The organism is Pseudomonas sp. AC242 (assembly GCF_979258655.1).
The window spans coordinates 2933129-2952157 of the sequence record NZ_OZ409873.1 but is presented as its reverse complement, the minus strand read 5'-3'; the positions used below and the strand labels follow the sequence as shown (position 1 = coordinate 2952157).

Below are 19029 nucleotides of genomic sequence, written 5' to 3'. Positions count from 1 at the left end.
TGAACGGACTTGTGGTCATTTATGGAAAAGTCGAAGTTGCGCAAAGTCGGTATGGGTCTGGCGTTGGTTGCGGTGGCGGGATTGGCGTTCTACGCGGTGCAGGCACCGGCCGAGGCGCCGCAATACCTGACCGCGCCTGTGGAGCGCGGTGATATTGAAAACGCGGTGCTGGCCACCGGGTTGCTCGAAGGCATCAAACAAGTGGACGTCGGTGCGCAGGTGTCCGGGCAATTGAAGTCGCTCAAGGTCAAGGTTGGCGACAAGGTAAAGAAGGGGCAGTGGCTGGCGGAAATCGATCCGCTGGTGCTGCAGAACACCCTGCGTCAGGCCCAGGTCGATGAGGAGAACCTGCAAGCGCAGAAACGCGCCACTCAGGCTCAACTGAGGCAGACCAAAGCGATTTACGAGCGCTACAAGAACTTGCAGGACGACGCGTCGATCTCGCGCCAGGATTTCGAAAATGCCGAGTCGAACTATCAGGTACAACAGGCCAACCTGATGTCGCTGGACGCGCAGATCAAAAGTGCGCACATCCAGATCGACACGGCCAAGGTCAATCTGGCGTATACGCGGATTGTCGCGCCGATCGATGGCGATGTGGTCGGCGTGGTCACTCAGGAAGGCCAGACGGTGATCGCCAGCCAACTGGCGCCGGTCCTGCTGAAACTGGCGGATCTGGACACCATGACGGTCAAGGCGCAGGTGTCCGAAGCCGATGTGATTCACATTGCCCCGGGGCAGGAGGTGTATTTCACCATTCTCGGTGAGGACAAACGCTACTACGCGAAACTGCGCGGCACCGACCCGGCGCCGCAGAACTTTCTCGAAACGCCGCCCGCCGGCACGCCAAAGCAAAGCAGCGCGGTGTTCTACAACGCCTTGTTCGAGGTCCCGAACCCCGACCATCGTTTGCGCATATCGATGACCGCGCAGGTGCGCATCGTCCTCGACACCGCCAAATCGGTGCTGACCGTGCCGGTCGCGGCGCTTGGCCCGCGCAACGCCGATGGCAGTTTTCCGGTACGGGTGCTCGACGCCAAGGGCCACGCGCAATCGCGCAATGTGCAAACCGGGATCAACAACAACGTCAAAGTGCAGATCAATGCCGGGCTGGCGGAAGGCGATCGCGTAGTCATCGGTGATCCGCTGACGAATGTGGCGGGGGCCTGAGCATGACCGAGCCACTGCTACAGCTCACCGGTATCACCCGCAGTTTCACCGCCGGTGACCGCGAATTTCTCGCGCTGAACAACATCAATCTGACGATCAATGCCGGGGAAATGGTCGCGATCATTGGCGCCTCGGGCTCGGGCAAATCGACCCTGATGAACATCCTCGGTTGCCTCGATTACGCCACTGCCGGCAGCTATAAGATCAACGGCCAGGAAACCCGCGATCTGGACAATCAGGCCCTGGCCGAACTGCGCCGCGACTACTTCGGTTTCATATTCCAGCGCTACCACTTGCTGCCGCATTTGAGCGCGATGCACAACGTCGAGATGCCGGCGATTTACGCCGGGACGCCGCAGCTTCAGCGCTACGCCCGCGCCCGCGAGTTGTTGGCGCGACTGGGTCTGGAAGGGCATTTGACGCATCGGCCGAGCCAGCTCTCCGGCGGTCAGCAGCAGCGGGTGAGTATCGCCCGCGCCTTGATGAACGGCGGCGAAGTGATCCTCGCCGACGAGCCGACCGGCGCACTCGACACGGCCAGCGGCAAGGAGGTCATGCGCATCCTGCTGGAGCTGCACGCGGCGGGGCATACGGTGATTCTGGTGACCCACGACCCGAAAGTCGCCGCCAACGCCGAGCGCATCATCGAAGTCAGCGACGGCGAAATCCTCAGCGACCGCACCAACGAGCGCGACACCACGCACCTGCTCAGCGAAGAACCGGTGGCACCGAAAGCGGCTGCGTCACGGCGCCTGGTCGCCAGCCTCGGGCTGTTCAAAGAAGCGTTCGCCATGGCCTGGGTGGCGTTGATTTCCCATCGCATGCGCACCTTGCTGACCATGCTCGGCATCGTCATCGGCATTACTTCCGTGGTGTCGATCTCGGCGGTCGGCGAGGGCGCGAAGAACTACGTGCTCAAGGACATCGCCGCAATTGGCAGCAACACCATCGATGTCTATCCCGGCAGCAGTTACGGCGACAAACGTGCAGCGGCCATCGAAACCCTGACGCCGGCCGATGTCACGGCGCTGAATCAGCTGTACTACGTCGACAGCGCCACGCCGATGATCGGCCGCAGCCTGTTGTTGCGCTATCGCAATATTGACCTGGATGCGCAGGTCAACGGCGTCAGCGATCAGTACTTCAAGGTGCGCGGGATCAAGATGGCCGCAGGCATCCCGTTCAGCGAAAGCGATGCGCGGCGCCAGGCGCAGGTGGTGGTCATCGATCACAACACCCGGCAACGTTTGTTCGGGCAGGATGTTGACCCGTTGGGTCAGGTGATTTTGATCGGCAACCTGCCGTGCACGGTGATCGGCGTGGCCGCGCAGGATAAAAGCCTCTTCGCTTCGGGCAAAACCCTCAACGTCTGGGTGCCCTACGAAACGGCGGCCGGGCGGGTCTTGGGCCAGCGCTATCTGGACAGCATCAGCGTGCGCATGAAGGACGGCCAGCCGAGCAAAGTGGTGGAAGAACACGTCACGCAACTACTGCTGCAACGTCACGGCACCAAGGATTTTTTCACCAACAACCTCGACAGCGTCTTGCAGACCGTGCAGAAAACCAGTCGCTCACTGGCGTTGCTGCTGTCGCTGATTGCGGTGATTTCCCTGGTGGTCGGCGGCATCGGCGTGATGAACATCATGCTGGTGTCGGTGACCGAGCGTACCCGCGAGATTGGCATTCGCATGGCGGTGGGCGCGCGGCAGTCGGACATCCGTCAGCAGTTTCTGGTGGAGGCGGTGATGGTCTGTTTGTTGGGCGGGGCGATCGGCATTTCCTTGTCGTATGCCATCGGGCATTTGTTTTCGGTGTTTATCAAGGAGTGGCAGATGGTGTTTTCGCTGGCGTCGGTGTTGACGGCGGTGGTGTGCTCGACGTTGATCGGGATTGTGTTCGGGTTTGTGCCGGCACGGAATGCTTCGCGGCTTGATCCGATTGAGGCGTTGGCGCGGGATTGAGAGCGGACCCTCTCCCAGAGGGAGAGGCGACTGACCGCGGTGTTCTTTCGAGGTGCGCCGACCTGGAATATCGCGTCGAACTCAGGCTCGAAAACTACACAAATCTGCTCCCTTTCCCCCTCGCCCCCTTGGGGGAGAGGGCTGGGGTGAGGGGGTAGCGATCCAGAGCCGTGCACAAAACCCACGTTTATCACGCCGCACTCGATCCCAACGCCTCCAACGGCGAATACATCCAGCGCATCAACGAATGCCGCCCGCTGATCCCCAATTTGATCGCCGCGCGTTTCAGATAGCTCTCCACGGTGTTGACCTTCAACGCCAACTGCTCGGCCAGTTCCGGCGCCGTGCGGCCGGCGAGCAGGCCGACGCACACTTCGGTTTCGCGATTCGACAGGCTCAGCCCCAGTTGCTCCAGGCGCTCGTCAAAGCGCAGGCGCAAGGTTTCCAGGCCGCTGCCTTCGGCTGCTTCGGACGGGGTTTGCGGTTCAAGGGTGGCCGGTTGCAGGGCGTTGATGTGTTTTTCCACCATCGGCAGCAGTACCGGGGAGATGTCCTGCAACAGGCTGCGCTCCTGCGCGGAAAAGCGCTGCGACTCGCCGTTGCGGTATACCGAAATCACGTAGCGGTAGCCATCCTTGCGCCGGGTCAGGTGCAGTTGCGAGGCGTCCGCGCTGGTCGCAGCCGGCGGATTCTGTAAGTGGTGGGCCGCCGCACTGTGTTCGGAAAACACCGTTTCGGCGAGCAGGGCCGGCTCTTTCAGTGGCTCCGGCTCACTGCGGCTCGACGCGCGGCTCACCGGTTCGACACGCATCTGCCGGATGTGCGTGGCGTCTACCGCCAGTTGCGTCAGGATCAGGTCATGCAGCATGCGCGGAAAGTGCCGGCTGCCGGTGCTGGCGATGACCTTGCCGATGTGGGGGAACAAGTGTGAATTCATATGCGTGTCATCCCTGAGAGGCGTTAATTCAAAAACGTCTGCAGCACTGTCGACGATCTCCTTGGTCGACGAAATACCGCAGACTTGGATCCTATCCTAGTACAACGTTTGAGCTTCTGTTTAATGAAGGTGTTATTAGCTAATAACCCTGATTTTGCTGGCTTCAATACGGGAGCGAAGAGAACACCGTCGCTGAATTGTCCTGTTCAGGTTGACGGTGAAACGCGTTTGAACCGATTTATCCCCTTTCGATGCGTCAGTAACCTGTACACAACTTGAACGCAACAACAACTTTCCAACATTGAAAAGGGACGCCCATCATGACCACTCCAACCTACAACCGCCTGAACAAAGACGACGCTATCGTGCTGCTGGTCGACCACCAGACCGGCCTGATTTCCCTGGTGCAGGACTTCTCGCCAAACGAGTTCAAGAACAACGTGCTGGCCCTGGCCGATCTGGCCAAGTTCTTCGAACTGCCGACCATCCTCACCACCAGTTTCGAACAAGGCCCGAACGGCCCGCTGGTGCCGGAATTGAAAGAGATGTTCCCGGATGCGCCGTACATCGCTCGCCCAGGTCAGATCAACGCCTGGGACAACGAAGACTTTGTGACGGCGATCAAAGCCACCGGCCGCAAGCAGATCATCATTGCCGGTGTGGTGACGGATGTGTGTGTAGCGTTCCCGACCTTGTCGGCGCTGGCGGAAGGGTTTGATGTGTTTGTGGTGACTGATGCGTCCGGCACCTTCAACACCACCGTGCAACAAGCCGCGTGGAGCCGCATGACTCAGGCTGGTGCGCAGATGATGAACTGGTTCTCGGTGGCCTGTGAGCTGCACCGCGACTGGCGCAACGACATTGAAGGCTTGGGCAATCTGCTGTCGCAGCGCATCCCCAACTACCGCAACCTGATGAACAGCTACTCGGCGCTGACCGCACAGCAGAAGTAAGCCGACGTGCTGCAAACGAAAAGCCTGCCCTGAAAAGCAGGCTTTTGGCGTGTCTGCACTTTAAAGCGCTGGCAGCGTTGCGATGGCGTTACTTCAGGTTATGGCTGAAGAACTCGGTCAATTTGGCGAAGGGAATCAGGTTGACCCGGTCGTACAAGTCGACATGGCCGGCCCCTGGAATGATCAGCAGCTCTTTGGGTTCGGCCGCGCGCTGGTACGCGTCTTCACTGAACTCGCGGGAGTGCGCCTGAGCACCGGCGATGAACAGCAGCGGGCGCGGGGAGATGCTCTCGATGTCATTGAACGGGTAGAAGTTCATGAACTTCACATTGCTGATCAGCGTCGGCATGGTAGTGGTCTGCGGCGAAGCACCGGCCGGGGTGACCTGGCCACGCGGGGTGCGGTAGAAATCGTAGAACTCGTCCCCCACGGCATTACCGGTGAGTTTGAGCGGTGTGCCGCCGGTGTAGCGGACCGGGCCGCCCCAGGACTGCGCGTCACGCTGCTGCGCCGCCTGTTCAATGATCGATTGGCGTTGAGCTGGCGTGAGCGAATGTTTGAGGCCGTTGCGGTTGGCAGCACCCATGTCGTACATGCTGACGGTGGCAATCGCCTTCAAACGTGGGTCGATCTTGGCGGCGCTGATGGCGAAACTGCCGCTGCCGCAAATACCGATAACACCGATACGCTCGCGATCGACCAGTGGGCGAGTACCGAGAAAGTCCACCGCCGCGCTGAAGTCTTCGGCATAAATGTCCGGCGCAACCGACTGGCGTGGCAGGCCTTCGCTTTCGCCCCAGAAGGACAAGTCGAACGACAGCGTGACGAAACCCTGTTCCGCCATTTTGGTCGCGTAGAGATTGGCGCTTTGCTCTTTCACTGCGCCCATCGGGTGGCCGACGATGATCGCGGCATTTTTTGACTGTGGGTCAAGGTTCTTCAGGCTGAACAGATTGCCAGCGACCTTCATTCCGTACTGGTTCTTGAAGGTGACCTTTTCCACGGTCACTTTATCGCTGGTGTAGAAGTTGTCTGCGCCGTTCGACATATCGGCTCCCATGGCTGAAAAAGTACTGAAGAGCAGCCCGAAGGCCAAGCAAAAACCTTTCACTGGAATGTCCTTGCGATTGAGGGTTTATTCGTCTGAGCCTGTGCACGAACATTCTCTCGATCAGCGCCTCGGCGCCGAAGTGCATTCCTCTGGATTGCTTGCCTGATCCACTGAATCTGGATTTTTAACGCCACGCGCATCCGCCGCGGCCGTTTGGCGCGGCGCGCAGAGTAGATATGGCGGCGATGAGAGGGCGGGATGGGATATGGATTACGCAGAGGATTCAGTGCTGGCCTCGACCAACCCGCTTTCAGCCTGACGACCGCTGCGCTGGGTTTCCGGAACCCCGACCCCAAGCAACACAACTGCTACTGCCGCAATAGCGGCCAGGGTCAGAAACGCCGCGCTGTAACCAGCCTCCTGCACAACGAACCCGGCGATGCCGTTGCTCAACGCCGCGCCCAGCCCGAAGGCCGTGGTCAGTGCGCCGAGGCTGACGTTGAAGTGTCCGGTGCCCTGTGTAAGGTCTTTGACCATGATCGGAAACAAAGCGCCGAACAGACCGGCGCCGACGCCGTCGAGCATCTGCACAGCGACCAGCCAATAAGCATCGTCCGACAGCGTATAGAGCACACCGCGCAATGGCAGGATCAGAAAACCGGCCAGCAGCAGCGGTTTTCGTCCCCACAGATCGGCTTTCGCCCCGACCAGTAACGCCGCCGGCACCATCACCAATTGCGCCGCGACGATGCAGGCCGAGGTCAGCGGCGTGGCCATCTGCAGATTGGCTTGCGCGAGTTTTTGACTCACCAACGGCAACATCGCCGCATTGGCGAGATGGAACAGTGCACAGCAAATGGCGAACAGCAACAGCGGCCGGTTGCTCAGCAGCACCGACAAACCGGAAGGCTGACGATGCCCAGCGTCGGCCGGATCCAGTCCGCGGGCCAGATCATGGTCGATGGCTGCTGGCGAAACGCAGGCGATGGCAATGACACTGGCCAGGGCCATGGCCGCCATCAGATAAAACACCGCCACCGGGCCGAACAGATACGCGAACACCCCGGCCAGCAGGGCGGCGCAGGCATTGCCGGCATGATTGAAGGTTTCGTTGCGCCCGGTTCGCCGCGTGAACGCTCGTGGCCCGGTCATGCCCAGGGTAATTGCGCAAATGGCCGGGGCGAATATCGAAGCGGCCATCGCACTCAGGGTTTGCGTCAACGCCACCCACGTGAAGGACGTCACGAACGGCAGCAGCAGGCAACTGCCGGTCACCAGCAGCGCGGCGATCGCAATCAACGCACGTTTGCGCCGGCTGTTGTCGACCCAGGCGCCGGCCGGCGTCTGGGTGATCAGTGCAGCGACCCCGGCAATGGTCATCACCAGGCCAATGCTGGCCGGCTCCCAGTGATGCACCGCCAGTAAGTAAATGGCCAGATAGGGACCGAGACCGTCGCGCACGTCGGCGAGGAAAAAATTCAGGCTGTCCAGTGACAGGTTGTTGCGGCGATCGAGGTCAGCGGCCACGGCGGTGTCTTCAATGTTAGAGGTTTGCGGATGGATTCAACCTCAGCAAGCCTAATGACCTGCGGCCGTGAATATAAGTTGCAAGCTGCTGCCGTGTCGTTGCGAAACAACGCCTAAGGCCTGAAAACGACGTTCCGTCATACGGTTGCTGCACGTTCGACGCGCTACTTGTATCCTTGCGCCGGTCGAGGACATACGACCGCTGTTATTGCCTTGAATCAGTAACGGCCGGAACCGGAAACCGGACTTTCCATTAGGTACTTTCGTGAAGCGTGATACCCACCTCGTCATTCTCTTGTTGCTGGTCATCGGCTGCTCCCTGGCGTCGCTGACCATCTGGAAAGTGCTGTCTTCGCGCGATCGCGCGCTGGAGGAAGTCAACGTGCACGGGTTGAACCTGACCCAGGCACTCGAGACCTATTCCGAAGGCATTGTCCGGCAAAGTTCGCTGCTGTTGCTCGGGCTGGTCGAGCGCCTGGAAACCGAGGGCAGTGGCCCCGCGCAGATCCAGCGCCTGAGTGCGCTGGTCAACCGCCAGCAACCGCTGATGCCACAGCTGAGCGGTATCACTATCTATGACCGCGATGGTCATTGGCTGATGTCGTCGAACCGGCCGATTCCGGTGGGTGCCAGCAGCGTTGATCGGGCCTACTTCATTCATCATCGCGACGATCCGAGCCGCGAACCCTTTATCGGGCCTCCGATCCGCAGCCGTTCCAATCAGGAATGGGTGATCACCGTCAGCCGCCGTTTCAATGATGATCGCGGCGAGTTTGCCGGGGTCGTGGCCGTGACCCTGGGCGTGGAAAACTTTCTGCGTCTGTTCGGCAAACTCGACATCGGCCAGGACGGGGCCATCGGCCTGTCCTATACCGACGGTACGTTGCTGGTGCGCTATCCCTTCCGCGAGCAGGACATGGGCCGCAACTTTTCCAAGTCGCCGATCTACGCCAAATACCTGGTCGATCAATCGGTCGGCACCGCCTCTTATACCTCCAGCCTGGATGGCGTCGAACGCCTCTACGCCTTCCGCAAAAGTGAAAAATTGCCCCTGATCACCACGGTCGCCATCGGCAAGCGTGAAGCCCTCGCGGCCTGGCGAACCGAGGCGCTGCTGTCGGCGGTGGTGGTGGCGGGGCTGTTGGGGCTTACCGGTCTGATTGGCTGGTTCTTGATTCTCGATATCCGACGCCGGACCCAGGTGGAAGGCGAACTGCGCATCGCTCAGCAGCAATTGCTCGGCTCGAACCGACAGTTGGAGTTGTTGGCCATGAAAGATGCGCTGACCGGTTTGGCTAATCGGCGTTGCTTTGATCAGACCCTGGCCACAGAGGCGCGGCGGGCACAGCGCGACGGCTCGTCGCTGGCCTTGTTGATGATCGATATCGACTATTTCAAGCGCTTCAATGATGCGCTCGGGCACGTTGCCGGCGACGCCTGTCTGCAAGCCGTCGCCAGGGTGCTGGATGAATGTGTGCGGCGACCGTCAGACCTGGTCGCGCGCTACGGCGGCGAGGAGTTCGCGGTCATCATGCCCGCCACCGACATCGACGGTGCCGCCGTGGTAGCACAGTTGATCATTGAGCGTTTACAGCAAGCAAACATTGCTCACCCCTCCAGTCCCGTGGCCCGCGTGAGCCTGAGTATCGGCATCGCCGCCGCGCGCGCTTCACGCCTGGACCCTGCGCACGGTTTGATCGAGTCAGCCGATCAGGCGCTGTATCAAGCGAAAACCGCGGGGCGCAACCGGTTCATGGCATCCCGAGCGCAGCGCTTACTCGACGTCGATGGACAGCAGGCCACTGACGCGTGACACCAGCGTGTCGACGACAAAGGGTTTGGTCAGTACCTGCATGCCCGGACCGAGTTGACCGTTGCCGATCACTGAGCTTTCCGCATATCCGGTGATAAACAACGTCTTCAGTTTCGGCCTGATCTGCCTGCCTGCATCGGCCATTTGTCGGCCGTTCATGCCGCCGGGCAAGCCGACATCGGTGATGAGCAAATCGATGTGCGCGCTGGAGCGCAATACTTCCAGGCCCTCAACGCTGTCGCACGCTTCGAGCAGGTTGTAGCCAAGGTCGTTCAGCACGTCTTTGAGCAGCGTGCGAACGGTGGGCTCGTCGTCGACAATCAGGATGGTCTCGCCGGCCTTGGTTTGAGGCGTTGCCAAGCTTTGCGCGTCATCGTGATTGCGCTGCGTTTCGCCGGGGTAGCGCGGCAGGTAAACGCACATGGTGGTGCCTTGACCCACGGTCGATTGCACCCGCACCTGTCCGCCAGATTGCTTGGTGAAACCGTAGATCATCGACAGCCCGAGCCCCGTGCCCTGGCCCAGCGGTTTGGTGGTGAAAAACGGGTCGAAGGCCTTGGCCATCACTTCCGCACTCATACCGGTTCCGGTGTCGGCGACAGACAGGCACAAGTATTGCCCTTCGGGCATTTCCCTTACGCGCGCCGCTTCAGCATCCAGGGTGCGATTGGCGGTTTCGACGGTGATGCTGCCGCCGTCGGGCATCGCGTCGCGAGCGTTGATGCACAGGTTGAGCAGGGCGTTTTCCAGTTGACTGGCATCGACCAGCGCCGGCCACAGGTCGGCGGCGGCGACCGTCTTCAGGCGAATGCTCGGGCCAACGGTGCGCTGGATCAGTTCGGTCATGCCGGCAATCAGCGCGTTGACTTCCGTTGGCCGGGGATCGAGTGTCTGCCGCCTGGAGAAGGCCAGCAGGCGATGGGTCAGGGCCGTTGCGCGTTTGGCGGCGTCTTGTGCGATCAGCATGTATTTGTCGATGTCGCTCAGACGCCCTTGGGCGATGCGTTTGTCCATCAGCTCAAGGGATGCGCAGATACCCGCCAGCAGGTTGTTGAAGTCATGCGCCAGACCGCCGGTGAGTTGCCCGACCGCTTCCATTTTCTGCGATTGCCGCAGCTTCTCCTCGGCCTGCATCAGCTCTGCGGTGCGCGCCGAGACCCGTTGTTCCAGTGTGTCATTGAGGGCCTTTAACGCAGCGGTGACCCGGTCGCGCTCGGCTTCGACGTTGCGCCGGTCTTCGACATCGATGAGCACGCCGGGAAAGCGCAAAGGCGTGCCGTCTTCGGCGCACTCGACGCGGCCGTTGGCTTCAATCCAGGTGTATTTGCCATCCGCGCCGCGCACTCGGTACTGGTGCGAATAGGCCCCGCCGCGGGCTTTGACTTCGTTGATGGCGGCTATCAGTCCCTCCCGGTCGTCCGGGTGAACGGTCATTACTACTTGTTCCAGGCTCAGACCGTCGAGCCCCCAGGCGGGGTCGAGGTCGAACACCCGCGCGAAGGCTTCATCGACGCTGAAGCGATCGCTGGGCAGGTGCCAATGCCAGGTACCGATAATGGCGCCAGCGGCGAGGGCCAGTTGCACGCGTTCGACGTTCTCCCGAGCGACCGCCTCGCTGATGCGCAAACGCTCCTGCGCGTCGCGGCGCTCGGTGACATCGCTGAAGAAGATCGCGATCTGCCGATCGGCCGGGTCGCCGACGCGCACGGCACGCACATCGAACCAGCGTTCGAAGGTATTGGCGTAGTTCTCGAAGTTGGCCGGCTCGCCGGTCTTGGCCACATGGCCGTAGGTTTCGAACCAGAACTTCTCCAGGTTGGGCGCAAACTCGGTGACCCATTTGCCCCGCAGGTTGACCCCCGCCTGACGCTCGAACGCCGGGTTGGCCTCGACAAAGCAATAGTCGATCGGGTGGTCGTCGGCGTCGAATTTGACTTTGACGATGGCGAACGCGGCTTCGATGGTTTCCAGAATGGTGATGAAACGTTCTTCGCTACGACGCAATGCCGTTTCGGCACTGCGCGAGCGGGTCAGGTCGAGCATCGCCCCGATCATGCGTTCGGCCTGGCCATCGGCATTGCGAATCAGGTGTCCGCGATCCAGCACTTCGGCGTACGAACCATCGTGGCAGAGGAAGCGGTACTCAGCGCTCCAGGTCGTCCCGGAGCCGTCAATCGCCGAGCGAATCGAGGTCGTCACGCGTGCGCGATCCTGCGTGTGAATCTGCGCAAACCGCCAGTCACACGTCGGCTCGATGGCTGCTGACGCGTAGCCATACGCCTGTTGCAGCGAGTCGTTCCAGATGACCTGATTGGTTTTCAGATCCCAGTCCCAGACGGCGTCGCAGGTCGCTTTGACGGCCAGACGCAGGCGCGTGACTTCGGACTCAAGCTCCTCGCGAGTAAGCTGTTTCAGGGTATCCACTCCTCATGCCTTTATTGTTGCTCTGCGTTTAATTGGCGTGTTTCAAGCCATCGACTTTGCAAGCTTTGTGAGCCATTGACCCGGGGTGTCACGTTTAAGTTGCACGCGAGCCAAGGGGGCACGCGTTTTCATAGCGATTCGCCGCGATCCAGTCTGTCGAGCAAGCTCTGCCCGCGCTGCCACAAGGCCTGCTGCTTTTCCGGCGGCATGCGGTCGAGGTTTTTGTACATCATGCCCATGCGCTGATTGCCGCGCAGAAGGTCGCCGTGGCGCATCAGAAAATGCCAGTACAACGCGTTGAACGGGCACGCGTTGTCAGCCGTGGTTTCGCGCACCGAGTAGGCACAGTCGCGACAGTAGTCGGACATCCGGTTGATGTACTGGCCGCTGGCGCAATAAGGCTTGGAGCCGAGGTAACCGCCATCGGCGTGCATGACCATGCCGAGGGTGTTGGGCAGCTCGACCCAGTCGAACGCGTCCATGTAAATGGCCAGATACCATTCACAGATCTGGCTCGGCGCGATACCGGCGAGCAGGGCGAAATTGCCTGTCACCATCAGGCGCTGAATGTGATGGGCGTAGGCGTGTTTGAGGCTTTGGCCGATGGCCTGGCGCATGCAGTTCATCTGCGTTGCGCCGGTCCAGTAAAACTCTGGCAACCGCCGCGTATTACCGAAGGCATTGCCCTCGGCGTACTCCGGCATGTGCAGCCAGTAAACGCCACGGACGTATTCGCGCCAGCCGATCAGTTGGCGAATGAAACCTTCGGCGGAGTTCAGGGCAATGCTGCCGGACCAGTAGGCAGACTCCACATCACTGCAGAGTTGGCGCAGGTCCAGCAAGCCAATATTGAGCGCAGCGCTGATGCGGGCATGGAACAGAAACGGTTCGTCGCGGGCCATGGCGTCCTGATAATCGCCGAAGCCCGCCAGACCATAGTCGAGAAAGTAGGCCCACAATGCCTGGGCGTCGGCGTGCGTCACCGGATAGTTGAAATCGTCCAGGCTGCCGTAGTGACTGGCGAAGCGATCCTTGACCAGTGCGAGGACATCGAGGGTGATTGCATCGTTGGTAAAACCCGTCGGGTAGGGCGCCTTGACGGTTTTCGGCAGGGCTTTGCGATTGTCGGCATCAAAGTTCCACGCGCCGCCGACGGGCGTGCCATCGCCATTGAGCAACAGGCGACTTTTGCGGCGCATCTCGCGGTAGAAAAATTCCATGCGCAGTTGCTTTTTGTCTGCGGCCCACGCGCGGAATTCGTCGCGGCTGCACAGGAACCGGTTGTCCGCATGCCAGTGGATCGGCAAGCCACAATCCTTCAGTGATTGCTCCAGACGCCAGTCGCCGCATTCGGTCAGGTGCAATTCGTTGGCCTGCAGCAGTGTCTGCCAGCGCTTTAACTCGCCGGGCACCGAGCCGCTGTTTTGCGGGTCGTCGAGGGTCACGTAATGCACACGGATGCCCTGATCTTTCAGGGCTTTAGCGAAGTGACGCATGGCGCTGAAGATCAGGGCGATCTTCTGCGGGTGATGGGCAACATGGGTGGCTTCCTCCATGACCTCGACCAGCAGCACACGATCCTGTTCGCGATCCAGACCTGCCAATGAAGCCAGATCAAACGATAACTGGTCACCCAGAACTAGGCACAGCCGATGGGTTTTGTTCATTTCACGGATTCAGCGTAGTGAGCAGCGAGCTGCCGAATGGACGTTTACATGTTAAGTCCAGATAGTTGTACAGATTGTAGTCTGTGTATAGGTTTTGTGCGGTGAATATTCACATCTCCTGTGGGAGCGAGCCTGCTCGCGAAGGCGTCGTCACATTCAACATTGTGAGTGACTGACACGCCGCATTCGCGAGCAGGCTCGCTCCCACAAGGGCTTGCACTCCGACTCGGATAAACGCTCCCGATATTTCGCGAGCGTTTACTGTGTCTTGAAAGGCTTAGGCGGGATAAACGGGGTAGTCGATATAGCCCTCGGCGTTGCCGCCATACACCGTTGCCGGGTTCAGTGCATTCAACGGCCAGTCATTGGCAATGCGCGCCGGCAGATCGGGGTTGGCCATGAACGGGCGGCCAAAAGCGACCAAGTCTGCCAGCCCGGAATCGAGCAGTTGCGCGCCGGATTCTGCGGTGTAGCGCCCGGCATAAATGATCGCGCCGCTGAAGGTGTCGCGCACGGCCTGACGAAACGTGAGGGGCATCGCCGGCGCGTTGTCCCAGTCGGCTTCGGCGATGGACAGATAGGCGATGCCCACGTCCTGCAGCACCTTGATCGCTTCGATGTAAGTGGTGTGCGGATCCTCTTCGACCATGCCCAAATAGGTCCGCGCTTCATCGGTGGTGGTGAACAGCGGCGCAAACCGCACGCCGACTTTTTCCTTGCCGATGCACTCGGCGACACCGGCGACCACTTCCTTGAGAAAGCGCAGACGATTGTGCAACGAACCACCGTACTGATCGTTGCGCAAATTGCTGTGGGCGGAGATGAACTGGTTCACCAGATACCCGTTGGCGCAGTGCAATTCGATGCCGTCAAAACCGGCGTCCATGGCGTTGCGCGCCGCCTGGATGTACAGCTGAACCAACTCCTGAACTTCATCGGTGCTCAGCGCACGAGGTGCCGACGGGGTGACCAGTTCACCGACGCCGGGCGCAGTTTCGATAAACACACTGACCCGGTCGGAGGCCACGGCAGAGGCAGAAACCGGCGCCGCGCCGTCGGGCTGCAGTGCGGTGTGGGAGACGCGGCCGACGTGCCACAACTGGGCGAAAATCACCCCGTCCACGGCATGCACGGCCTCGGTGACTTTGCGCCAACCGGCGATTTGCTCAGGCGTATGAATGCCCGGCGTCCACGCATAACCCTGGCCACGGGGTTCGATCTGCGTGCCTTCGGTGACCAGCAGACCGGCGCCGGCACGTTGTTGGTAATACTCGGCCATCAACTCATTGGCGATGTTGCCCGGTTGGGTGCTGCGCTGGCGGGTGAGAGGCGGCAGGACGATACGGTTTTTCAGGGTGTGGTTGCCGAGTTTGGCGGGTGTGAAGAACGTGCTGCTATTCATGGATTACCTTGTCTTGGTGTTTATTAGACCAGTCGACTATTGATTGGGTGAAAAAATAACGCCGAGCAAGACGCACTCGGCGTTAGGAAGGTTGGAAGCGAAGTTTTAGCCCAGCATCTTCAGCAGTTTTTCAGCGACAGCGGCGGAGCTGGCTGGATTCTGGCCGGTGACCAATTGCCCGTCGGCGACCACATGAACCTGCCAGTCAGCGACTTTCGAATAATGGCCGCCGAGGCGCTGGAACTCGTCCTCGATCAGGAACGGCACCACGTCCGTCAGGCCAACGGCCGCTTCCTCGGCATTGGTGAAACCGGTGACCTGGCGGTGCTGCACCAGCGGTTTGCCGTCAGCGGTGAGGGCGTGACGCAACACACCCGGTGCATGGCAGACAAAACCGTGGGGTTTGTTGGCGCGGTCGAAGGCTTCGATCAATGCGATCGACTGCTTGTCTTCGGCCAGGTCCCACAGTGGGCCGTGGCCGCCCGGATAAAACACGGCATCGAAATCATTGGCGCTGACGTCAGCCAGGCGTCCGGTGTTTGCCAGTGCCTGTTGCGCGGCGGAGTCTTTGCGGAAGCGATCAGTCTCGGCGGTCTGCGCATCGGGCTCATCGCTTTTCGGGTCCAGCGGCGGCTGGCCACCGGCGGGCGAGACCAGAGTGACGTCGGCGCCGGCGTCCTTGAAGGCGTAGTAGGGCGCGGCGAACTCTTCCAGCCAGAAACCGGTTTTCTTGCCGGTGTCGCCGAGTTGATCGTGGGAAGTCAAAACCATCAGGATTTTCATAGAGCACCTTGAGTCGATCAGGTGTCTTCGATTGAGCGAAGGATTCGCACATCGGCCACACCGGTCAGAAAACGTTTGTCGGGGCGCAGCATAGATTCCTATTAGACCAGTCGTCTAGTAATTTTTTATCCTGCGGTTTTTCATCGACAGGTGTGGCAAACTTCCGTTCCTCCCAATATACGACTGGTCTATTGCCTGGTAACTTGCGCCCCATGAAAGCGACCTACGACGACACCCGCCAACACTTGCTCGACACCGGCCACCGGATGATGGCCGAGAAGGGCTTCACCAGTGTCGGCCTCAACGAAATCCTGCAAACCGCCGGTGTGCCCAAGGGTTCGTTCTATCACTACTTCAAATCCAAAGAGTTGTACGGCCAGGCGTTGCTCGCGGATTATTTCGTCGGCTACCTCGCCGACATGGAACGCCGCCTGACGCTGCCGGGGCTGAGCGCCTATGAGCGGCTGATGGATTACTGGCAGGGCTGGCAGAACCGCTGCACCCTCGAAGGGCATGGCGATGAGTGTCTGGTAGTCAAGCTCAGCGCCGAAGTCGCCGACCTGTCGGAGTCGATGCGCCTGACCTTGCGCGATGGCGCCGAGCAAGTGGTGGCTCGCATTGCCCTGTGCATCGAGCAGGGCCAGGCTGAAAAATGCCTGCCCGCAGGCGACGCCCGGCATCTGGCGGAAACCCTTTATCAGCTGTGGTTGGGCGCCAGTCTGCTGAACAAATTGCAGCGTACCGGGCAGTCGCTGGAGACATCGATGGCGATGACGAAACAGCTTTTGCACGTTTGACCAAGGTTTTTTGTGCGATGCAATGCATGACACGCGTACTGGCACGCGGTCGGCTCAAACATACGAATGGGAATAAGTTTCAATAACGGAACGCTTGGTATACCATCCGCGGCGCTTTGCTGGCGGTTTTACCCCTCGTTCTGGCCTATTCGTAAGGTTTTCATTTCATGCGTCGAACTCTGCTTTCCGTGTGTGTGCTGCAAGCGTTGTCTTCTACCTCGTGGGCCGAGCCGGCCGACTCGACCTCTTCTGCGCTGGAGCTGGAGGCGACCGACGTGGTCGGTACGGCAGATTACGAACGGGCAGACGGCCCGGTGCAGGGTTATCGCGCGACGCGTTCTGCCAGTGCTACCCGTACCGACACCTCGATCCATGAAACCCCGCAATCGATCAGCGTAGTGACCAAGGATGCGGTCGAAGACCTCGGCGCCACGCGACTGCAAGACGCACTGGACTACGCCGGCGGCGTGGGCCGGGCGAACAATTTCGGCGGGCAGGGCCTGACCACATTCACCGTGCGCGGCTTCACCACCGGCGAGTTCTACCGCAACGGTTTTCCGATCAATCGCGGCTACCCGAACATGCCGGACGCCAACACTATCGAGCGTCTGGAAGTGCTGCGCGGGCCGGCGACAATGCTCTATGGCCGTGGTGATCCCGGCGGTACCTTCAACGTTGTTTCCAAGCAGCCGTTGGCCGAGCGCACAGTCACCTTGGGCAGTCAGTTGAATGATCAAGGCATGAAGCGCGGCACCCTCGACGCTTCCGGCCCGCTGGATGAAGAGGGGCGCCTGGCTTATCGACTGAACGTGGTGGGCGAGGGCGGCGATACCTTCCGCGATCATGTCGAGACCGAGCGCTACGGCGTAACGCCCGTGCTGACCTGGCAGGCCAGCGATGCCACCCGGGTGATCTTCGAGGGTGATTTCATGCGCAACAATCATCCGCTGGATCGCGGCGTGACGCGTTACGCCAAGCAGATCGGCACCGCCTCGCGGGACACGTTCTTCGGCGAGAAAGACGCCGGCAAATTGCACAACGACAACAACATGGCGCAACTGCGCTTCGAACATCTGCTCAATGATGACTGGACGCTGGGCGGTGGCTTCCAGTGGCTCGACGGCTCGCTTGAGGGCAATGCCATCGAAGCCAACGGCATTGCCGATGACGGTCGAACCCTGGGACGCAATTTCAACTACCGCAAACTGGAGTGGACCGACAAGGACACTCAGCTCAATCTGACCGGGCATTTCAGCACCGGCGGCCTGCAGCACACCTTGCTGACGGGCATCGAGTATGAAGATTACGACTACAAGTCGATCATTCAGCGTTCCAGCGGCGCGGTAGGTGCCTACCCGATCGACATCTTCGATCCGGTCTACGGTCAGCCGCGTCCGGCGCTGACGCGCACGCCGACCCACGACAAGGAAAACCTCAAGACCTATGCCGCGTTCGTGCAGGACCAGGTGGCGTTGACCGAGCGTTTGAAGGTGCTGGCCGGGGCGCGTTTTGAGCGTTTCGAACACGACTATGAAACCTACGTGCCGGGCGGTAAAAACTGGCAGGCCAGTGATAACGCGGTGACCCCGCGCCTCGGCGTGACCTACGACCTGACCGAGACCCTGGCGGTTTATGCGGACACTGCGCGCTCGTTCAAGCCCAATACCGGTGCGAGCCGCGTGGGTGGAGGTTTTGCACCGGAGAAAGGCAAGTCTTATGAAATGGGCATCAAGTGGGAGGCGCTGGATCATCAGTTGAGCGTCGACGCGGCGATCTATCAGATCGAAAAACGCAACGTGCTGACCACCGACCCGGTGGACTCGACCTTCAGTGTGGCGGCCGGGGAAGTGCGCAGCCGTGGTTTCGACCTGAACGTCGCCGGCAACCTGACACCCGAATGGCGCGTCATCGGCGGCTACGCCTACGTGGATGCCGAAGTGACCAAAGACAATGTGATCCGTTCGGGCACGCGACTGATGAACATTCCGCAAACCAGCTTCAGCCTGCTCAACGTCTACGAATTTCAGGACGGCACGCTTAAAGGCCTGGGCCTGGGTACCGGACTCAAGTACGTCGACGAACGCGCCGGGCAAACCGCCAATACTGCGTTCTCGATGGACAGCTACACCGTTGTCGATTTGCTCGGCTTTTATAAGGTCAACGAGAAGGTGCGGCTCAATCTTGACGTGAAGAATCTGTTTGACCGGGATTATGAAGAGGGCGCGTTTGGTAATGTCTACGCCTATCCGGGCGCGCCGCGAACGGTGCAGGTTGGGATTTCCTACACCTTGTAAGCCGAGCTCGACGCTGCAACGGCTGCCCCTCACCCCAGCCCTCTCCCGGGGGAGAGGGAGCCGACCGAGGTGTCTTGCGCTATGCATCGACCTGACAGATCGCGTCGATTACGGGTTCATCCGCAATGCTTGGTGGTATTGGATTCACAGCCGTTATTGCACGTCGGCGCTCATCGCCAATATTCCCCAATCGGTTCCCTCTCCTTGGGGGAGAGGGAGCCTATGCATCGCGTCGATGATGGGTTCATCC

General features: G+C 60.3%; 13 protein-coding genes. 6 read left to right on the top strand and 7 right to left on the bottom strand.

All coding sequences use genetic code 11. From position 1 onward, the window contains the following. The first annotated feature begins 21 nt into the window (after positions 1-21). Positions 22-1170 carry a macrolide transporter subunit MacA gene (macA, locus tag ACZZ0A_RS13280; RefSeq protein ID WP_463543272.1) on the top strand — a complete coding sequence of 383 codons (1149 nt, stop codon included), beginning with the start codon at positions 22-24 and terminating at the stop codon, positions 1168-1170. A 2-nt stretch (positions 1171-1172) separates the two neighbouring features. After that, positions 1173-3131: a MacB family efflux pump subunit gene (locus ACZZ0A_RS13275; RefSeq protein WP_463543271.1), complete on the top strand. Its 1959-nt coding sequence runs from the start codon at positions 1173-1175 to the stop codon at positions 3129-3131. A gap of 190 nt (positions 3132-3321) precedes the next feature. Here the strand turns inward: ACZZ0A_RS13275 and ACZZ0A_RS13270 are convergent, their stop codons facing one another. Continuing rightward, complete coding sequence (locus tag ACZZ0A_RS13270) at positions 3322-4068, bottom strand: response regulator transcription factor (RefSeq protein WP_463543270.1); 747 nt, start codon at positions 4066-4068, stop codon at positions 3322-3324. A gap of 320 nt (positions 4069-4388) precedes the next feature. Here ACZZ0A_RS13270 and ycaC point away from each other — a divergent pair, with 320 nt between their 5' ends. Next, complete coding sequence (gene ycaC / locus ACZZ0A_RS13265) at positions 4389-5021, top strand: isochorismate family cysteine hydrolase YcaC (RefSeq protein ID WP_463543269.1); 633 nt, start codon at positions 4389-4391, stop codon at positions 5019-5021. 88 nt (positions 5022-5109) lie between these two features. On the opposite strand, the gene ACZZ0A_RS13260 is transcribed toward ycaC, so the two are convergent. Together ACZZ0A_RS13260 and ACZZ0A_RS13255 are read right to left on the bottom strand one after the other, a co-directional pair. Continuing rightward, positions 5110-6132 (bottom strand): alpha/beta hydrolase, encoded by a 1023-nt coding sequence (locus ACZZ0A_RS13260; RefSeq protein ID WP_250604624.1) that lies wholly within the window; start codon positions 6130-6132, stop codon positions 5110-5112. 210 nt (positions 6133-6342) lie between these two features. Then, a complete protein-coding gene (locus ACZZ0A_RS13255; RefSeq protein ID WP_463543268.1) occupies positions 6343-7599 on the bottom strand; it encodes an MFS transporter in 1257 nt (418 codons plus the stop codon). 265 nt (positions 7600-7864) lie between these two features. Between ACZZ0A_RS13255 and ACZZ0A_RS13250 the strand changes: the two genes are divergently transcribed. After that, a complete protein-coding gene (locus ACZZ0A_RS13250) occupies positions 7865-9412 on the top strand; it encodes a sensor domain-containing diguanylate cyclase (protein WP_095111871.1) in 1548 nt (515 codons plus the stop codon). Here the strand turns inward: ACZZ0A_RS13250 and ACZZ0A_RS13245 are convergent. The 4 genes from ACZZ0A_RS13245 to ACZZ0A_RS13230 form a co-directional block, all read right to left on the bottom strand. Further along, entirely contained in the window at positions 9374-11836 is a 2463-nt protein-coding gene (locus ACZZ0A_RS13245) for a PAS domain-containing protein (RefSeq protein WP_463543267.1), read from the bottom strand. The genes ACZZ0A_RS13250 and ACZZ0A_RS13245 overlap by 39 nt on opposite strands. Before the next feature lie 128 nt (positions 11837-11964). Beyond that, complete coding sequence (locus ACZZ0A_RS13240; RefSeq protein ID WP_463543266.1) at positions 11965-13503, bottom strand: cryptochrome/photolyase family protein; 1539 nt, start codon at positions 13501-13503, stop codon at positions 11965-11967. 277 nt (positions 13504-13780) lie between these two features. Further along, positions 13781-14905, bottom strand: coding sequence for an alkene reductase (locus ACZZ0A_RS13235; protein ID WP_463543265.1), 1125 nt, complete (start codon positions 14903-14905; stop codon positions 13781-13783). A 105-nt stretch (positions 14906-15010) separates the two neighbouring features. Then, on the bottom strand, positions 15011-15688 hold the full coding sequence (locus tag ACZZ0A_RS13230; protein WP_463543264.1) for a type 1 glutamine amidotransferase domain-containing protein: 678 nt from the start codon (positions 15686-15688) through the stop codon (positions 15011-15013). Positions 15689-15900: 212 nt separating this feature from the next. On the opposite strand from ACZZ0A_RS13230, the gene ACZZ0A_RS13225 reads away from it, so the two are divergent. Next, positions 15901-16485, top strand: coding sequence for a TetR/AcrR family transcriptional regulator (locus ACZZ0A_RS13225; RefSeq protein ID WP_007916004.1), 585 nt, complete (start codon positions 15901-15903; stop codon positions 16483-16485). Positions 16486-16652: 167 nt separating this feature from the next. After that, the gene (locus ACZZ0A_RS13220) at positions 16653-18779 is read left to right on the top strand and encodes a TonB-dependent siderophore receptor (protein ID WP_463543263.1); all 2127 of its coding nucleotides are present in this window, start codon (positions 16653-16655) and stop codon (positions 18777-18779) included. Positions 18780-19029: the final 250 nt, after the last annotated feature.

Bases quoted from the DNA above. Each gene is read 5' to 3' on its own strand.
- ACZZ0A_RS13225 (WP_007916004.1), top strand. From the start codon at position 15,901: ATGAAAGCGACCTACGACGACACCCGCCAACACTTGCTCGACACCGGC.
- ACZZ0A_RS13235 (WP_463543265.1), bottom strand. From the start codon at position 14,905: ATGAATAGCAGCACGTTCTTCACACCCGCCAAACTCGGCAACCACACC.
- ACZZ0A_RS13230 (WP_463543264.1), bottom strand. From the start codon at position 15,688: ATGAAAATCCTGATGGTTTTGACTTCCCACGATCAACTCGGCGACACC.
- ACZZ0A_RS13240 (WP_463543266.1), bottom strand. From the start codon at position 13,503: ATGAACAAAACCCATCGGCTGTGCCTAGTTCTGGGTGACCAGTTATCG.
- ACZZ0A_RS13270 (WP_463543270.1), bottom strand. From the start codon at position 4,068: ATGAATTCACACTTGTTCCCCCACATCGGCAAGGTCATCGCCAGCACC.
- ACZZ0A_RS13220 (WP_463543263.1), top strand. From the start codon at position 16,653: ATGCGTCGAACTCTGCTTTCCGTGTGTGTGCTGCAAGCGTTGTCTTCT.
- macA (WP_463543272.1), top strand. From the start codon at position 22: ATGGAAAAGTCGAAGTTGCGCAAAGTCGGTATGGGTCTGGCGTTGGTT.
- ACZZ0A_RS13275 (WP_463543271.1), top strand. From the start codon at position 1,173: ATGACCGAGCCACTGCTACAGCTCACCGGTATCACCCGCAGTTTCACC.
- ycaC (WP_463543269.1), top strand. From the start codon at position 4,389: ATGACCACTCCAACCTACAACCGCCTGAACAAAGACGACGCTATCGTG.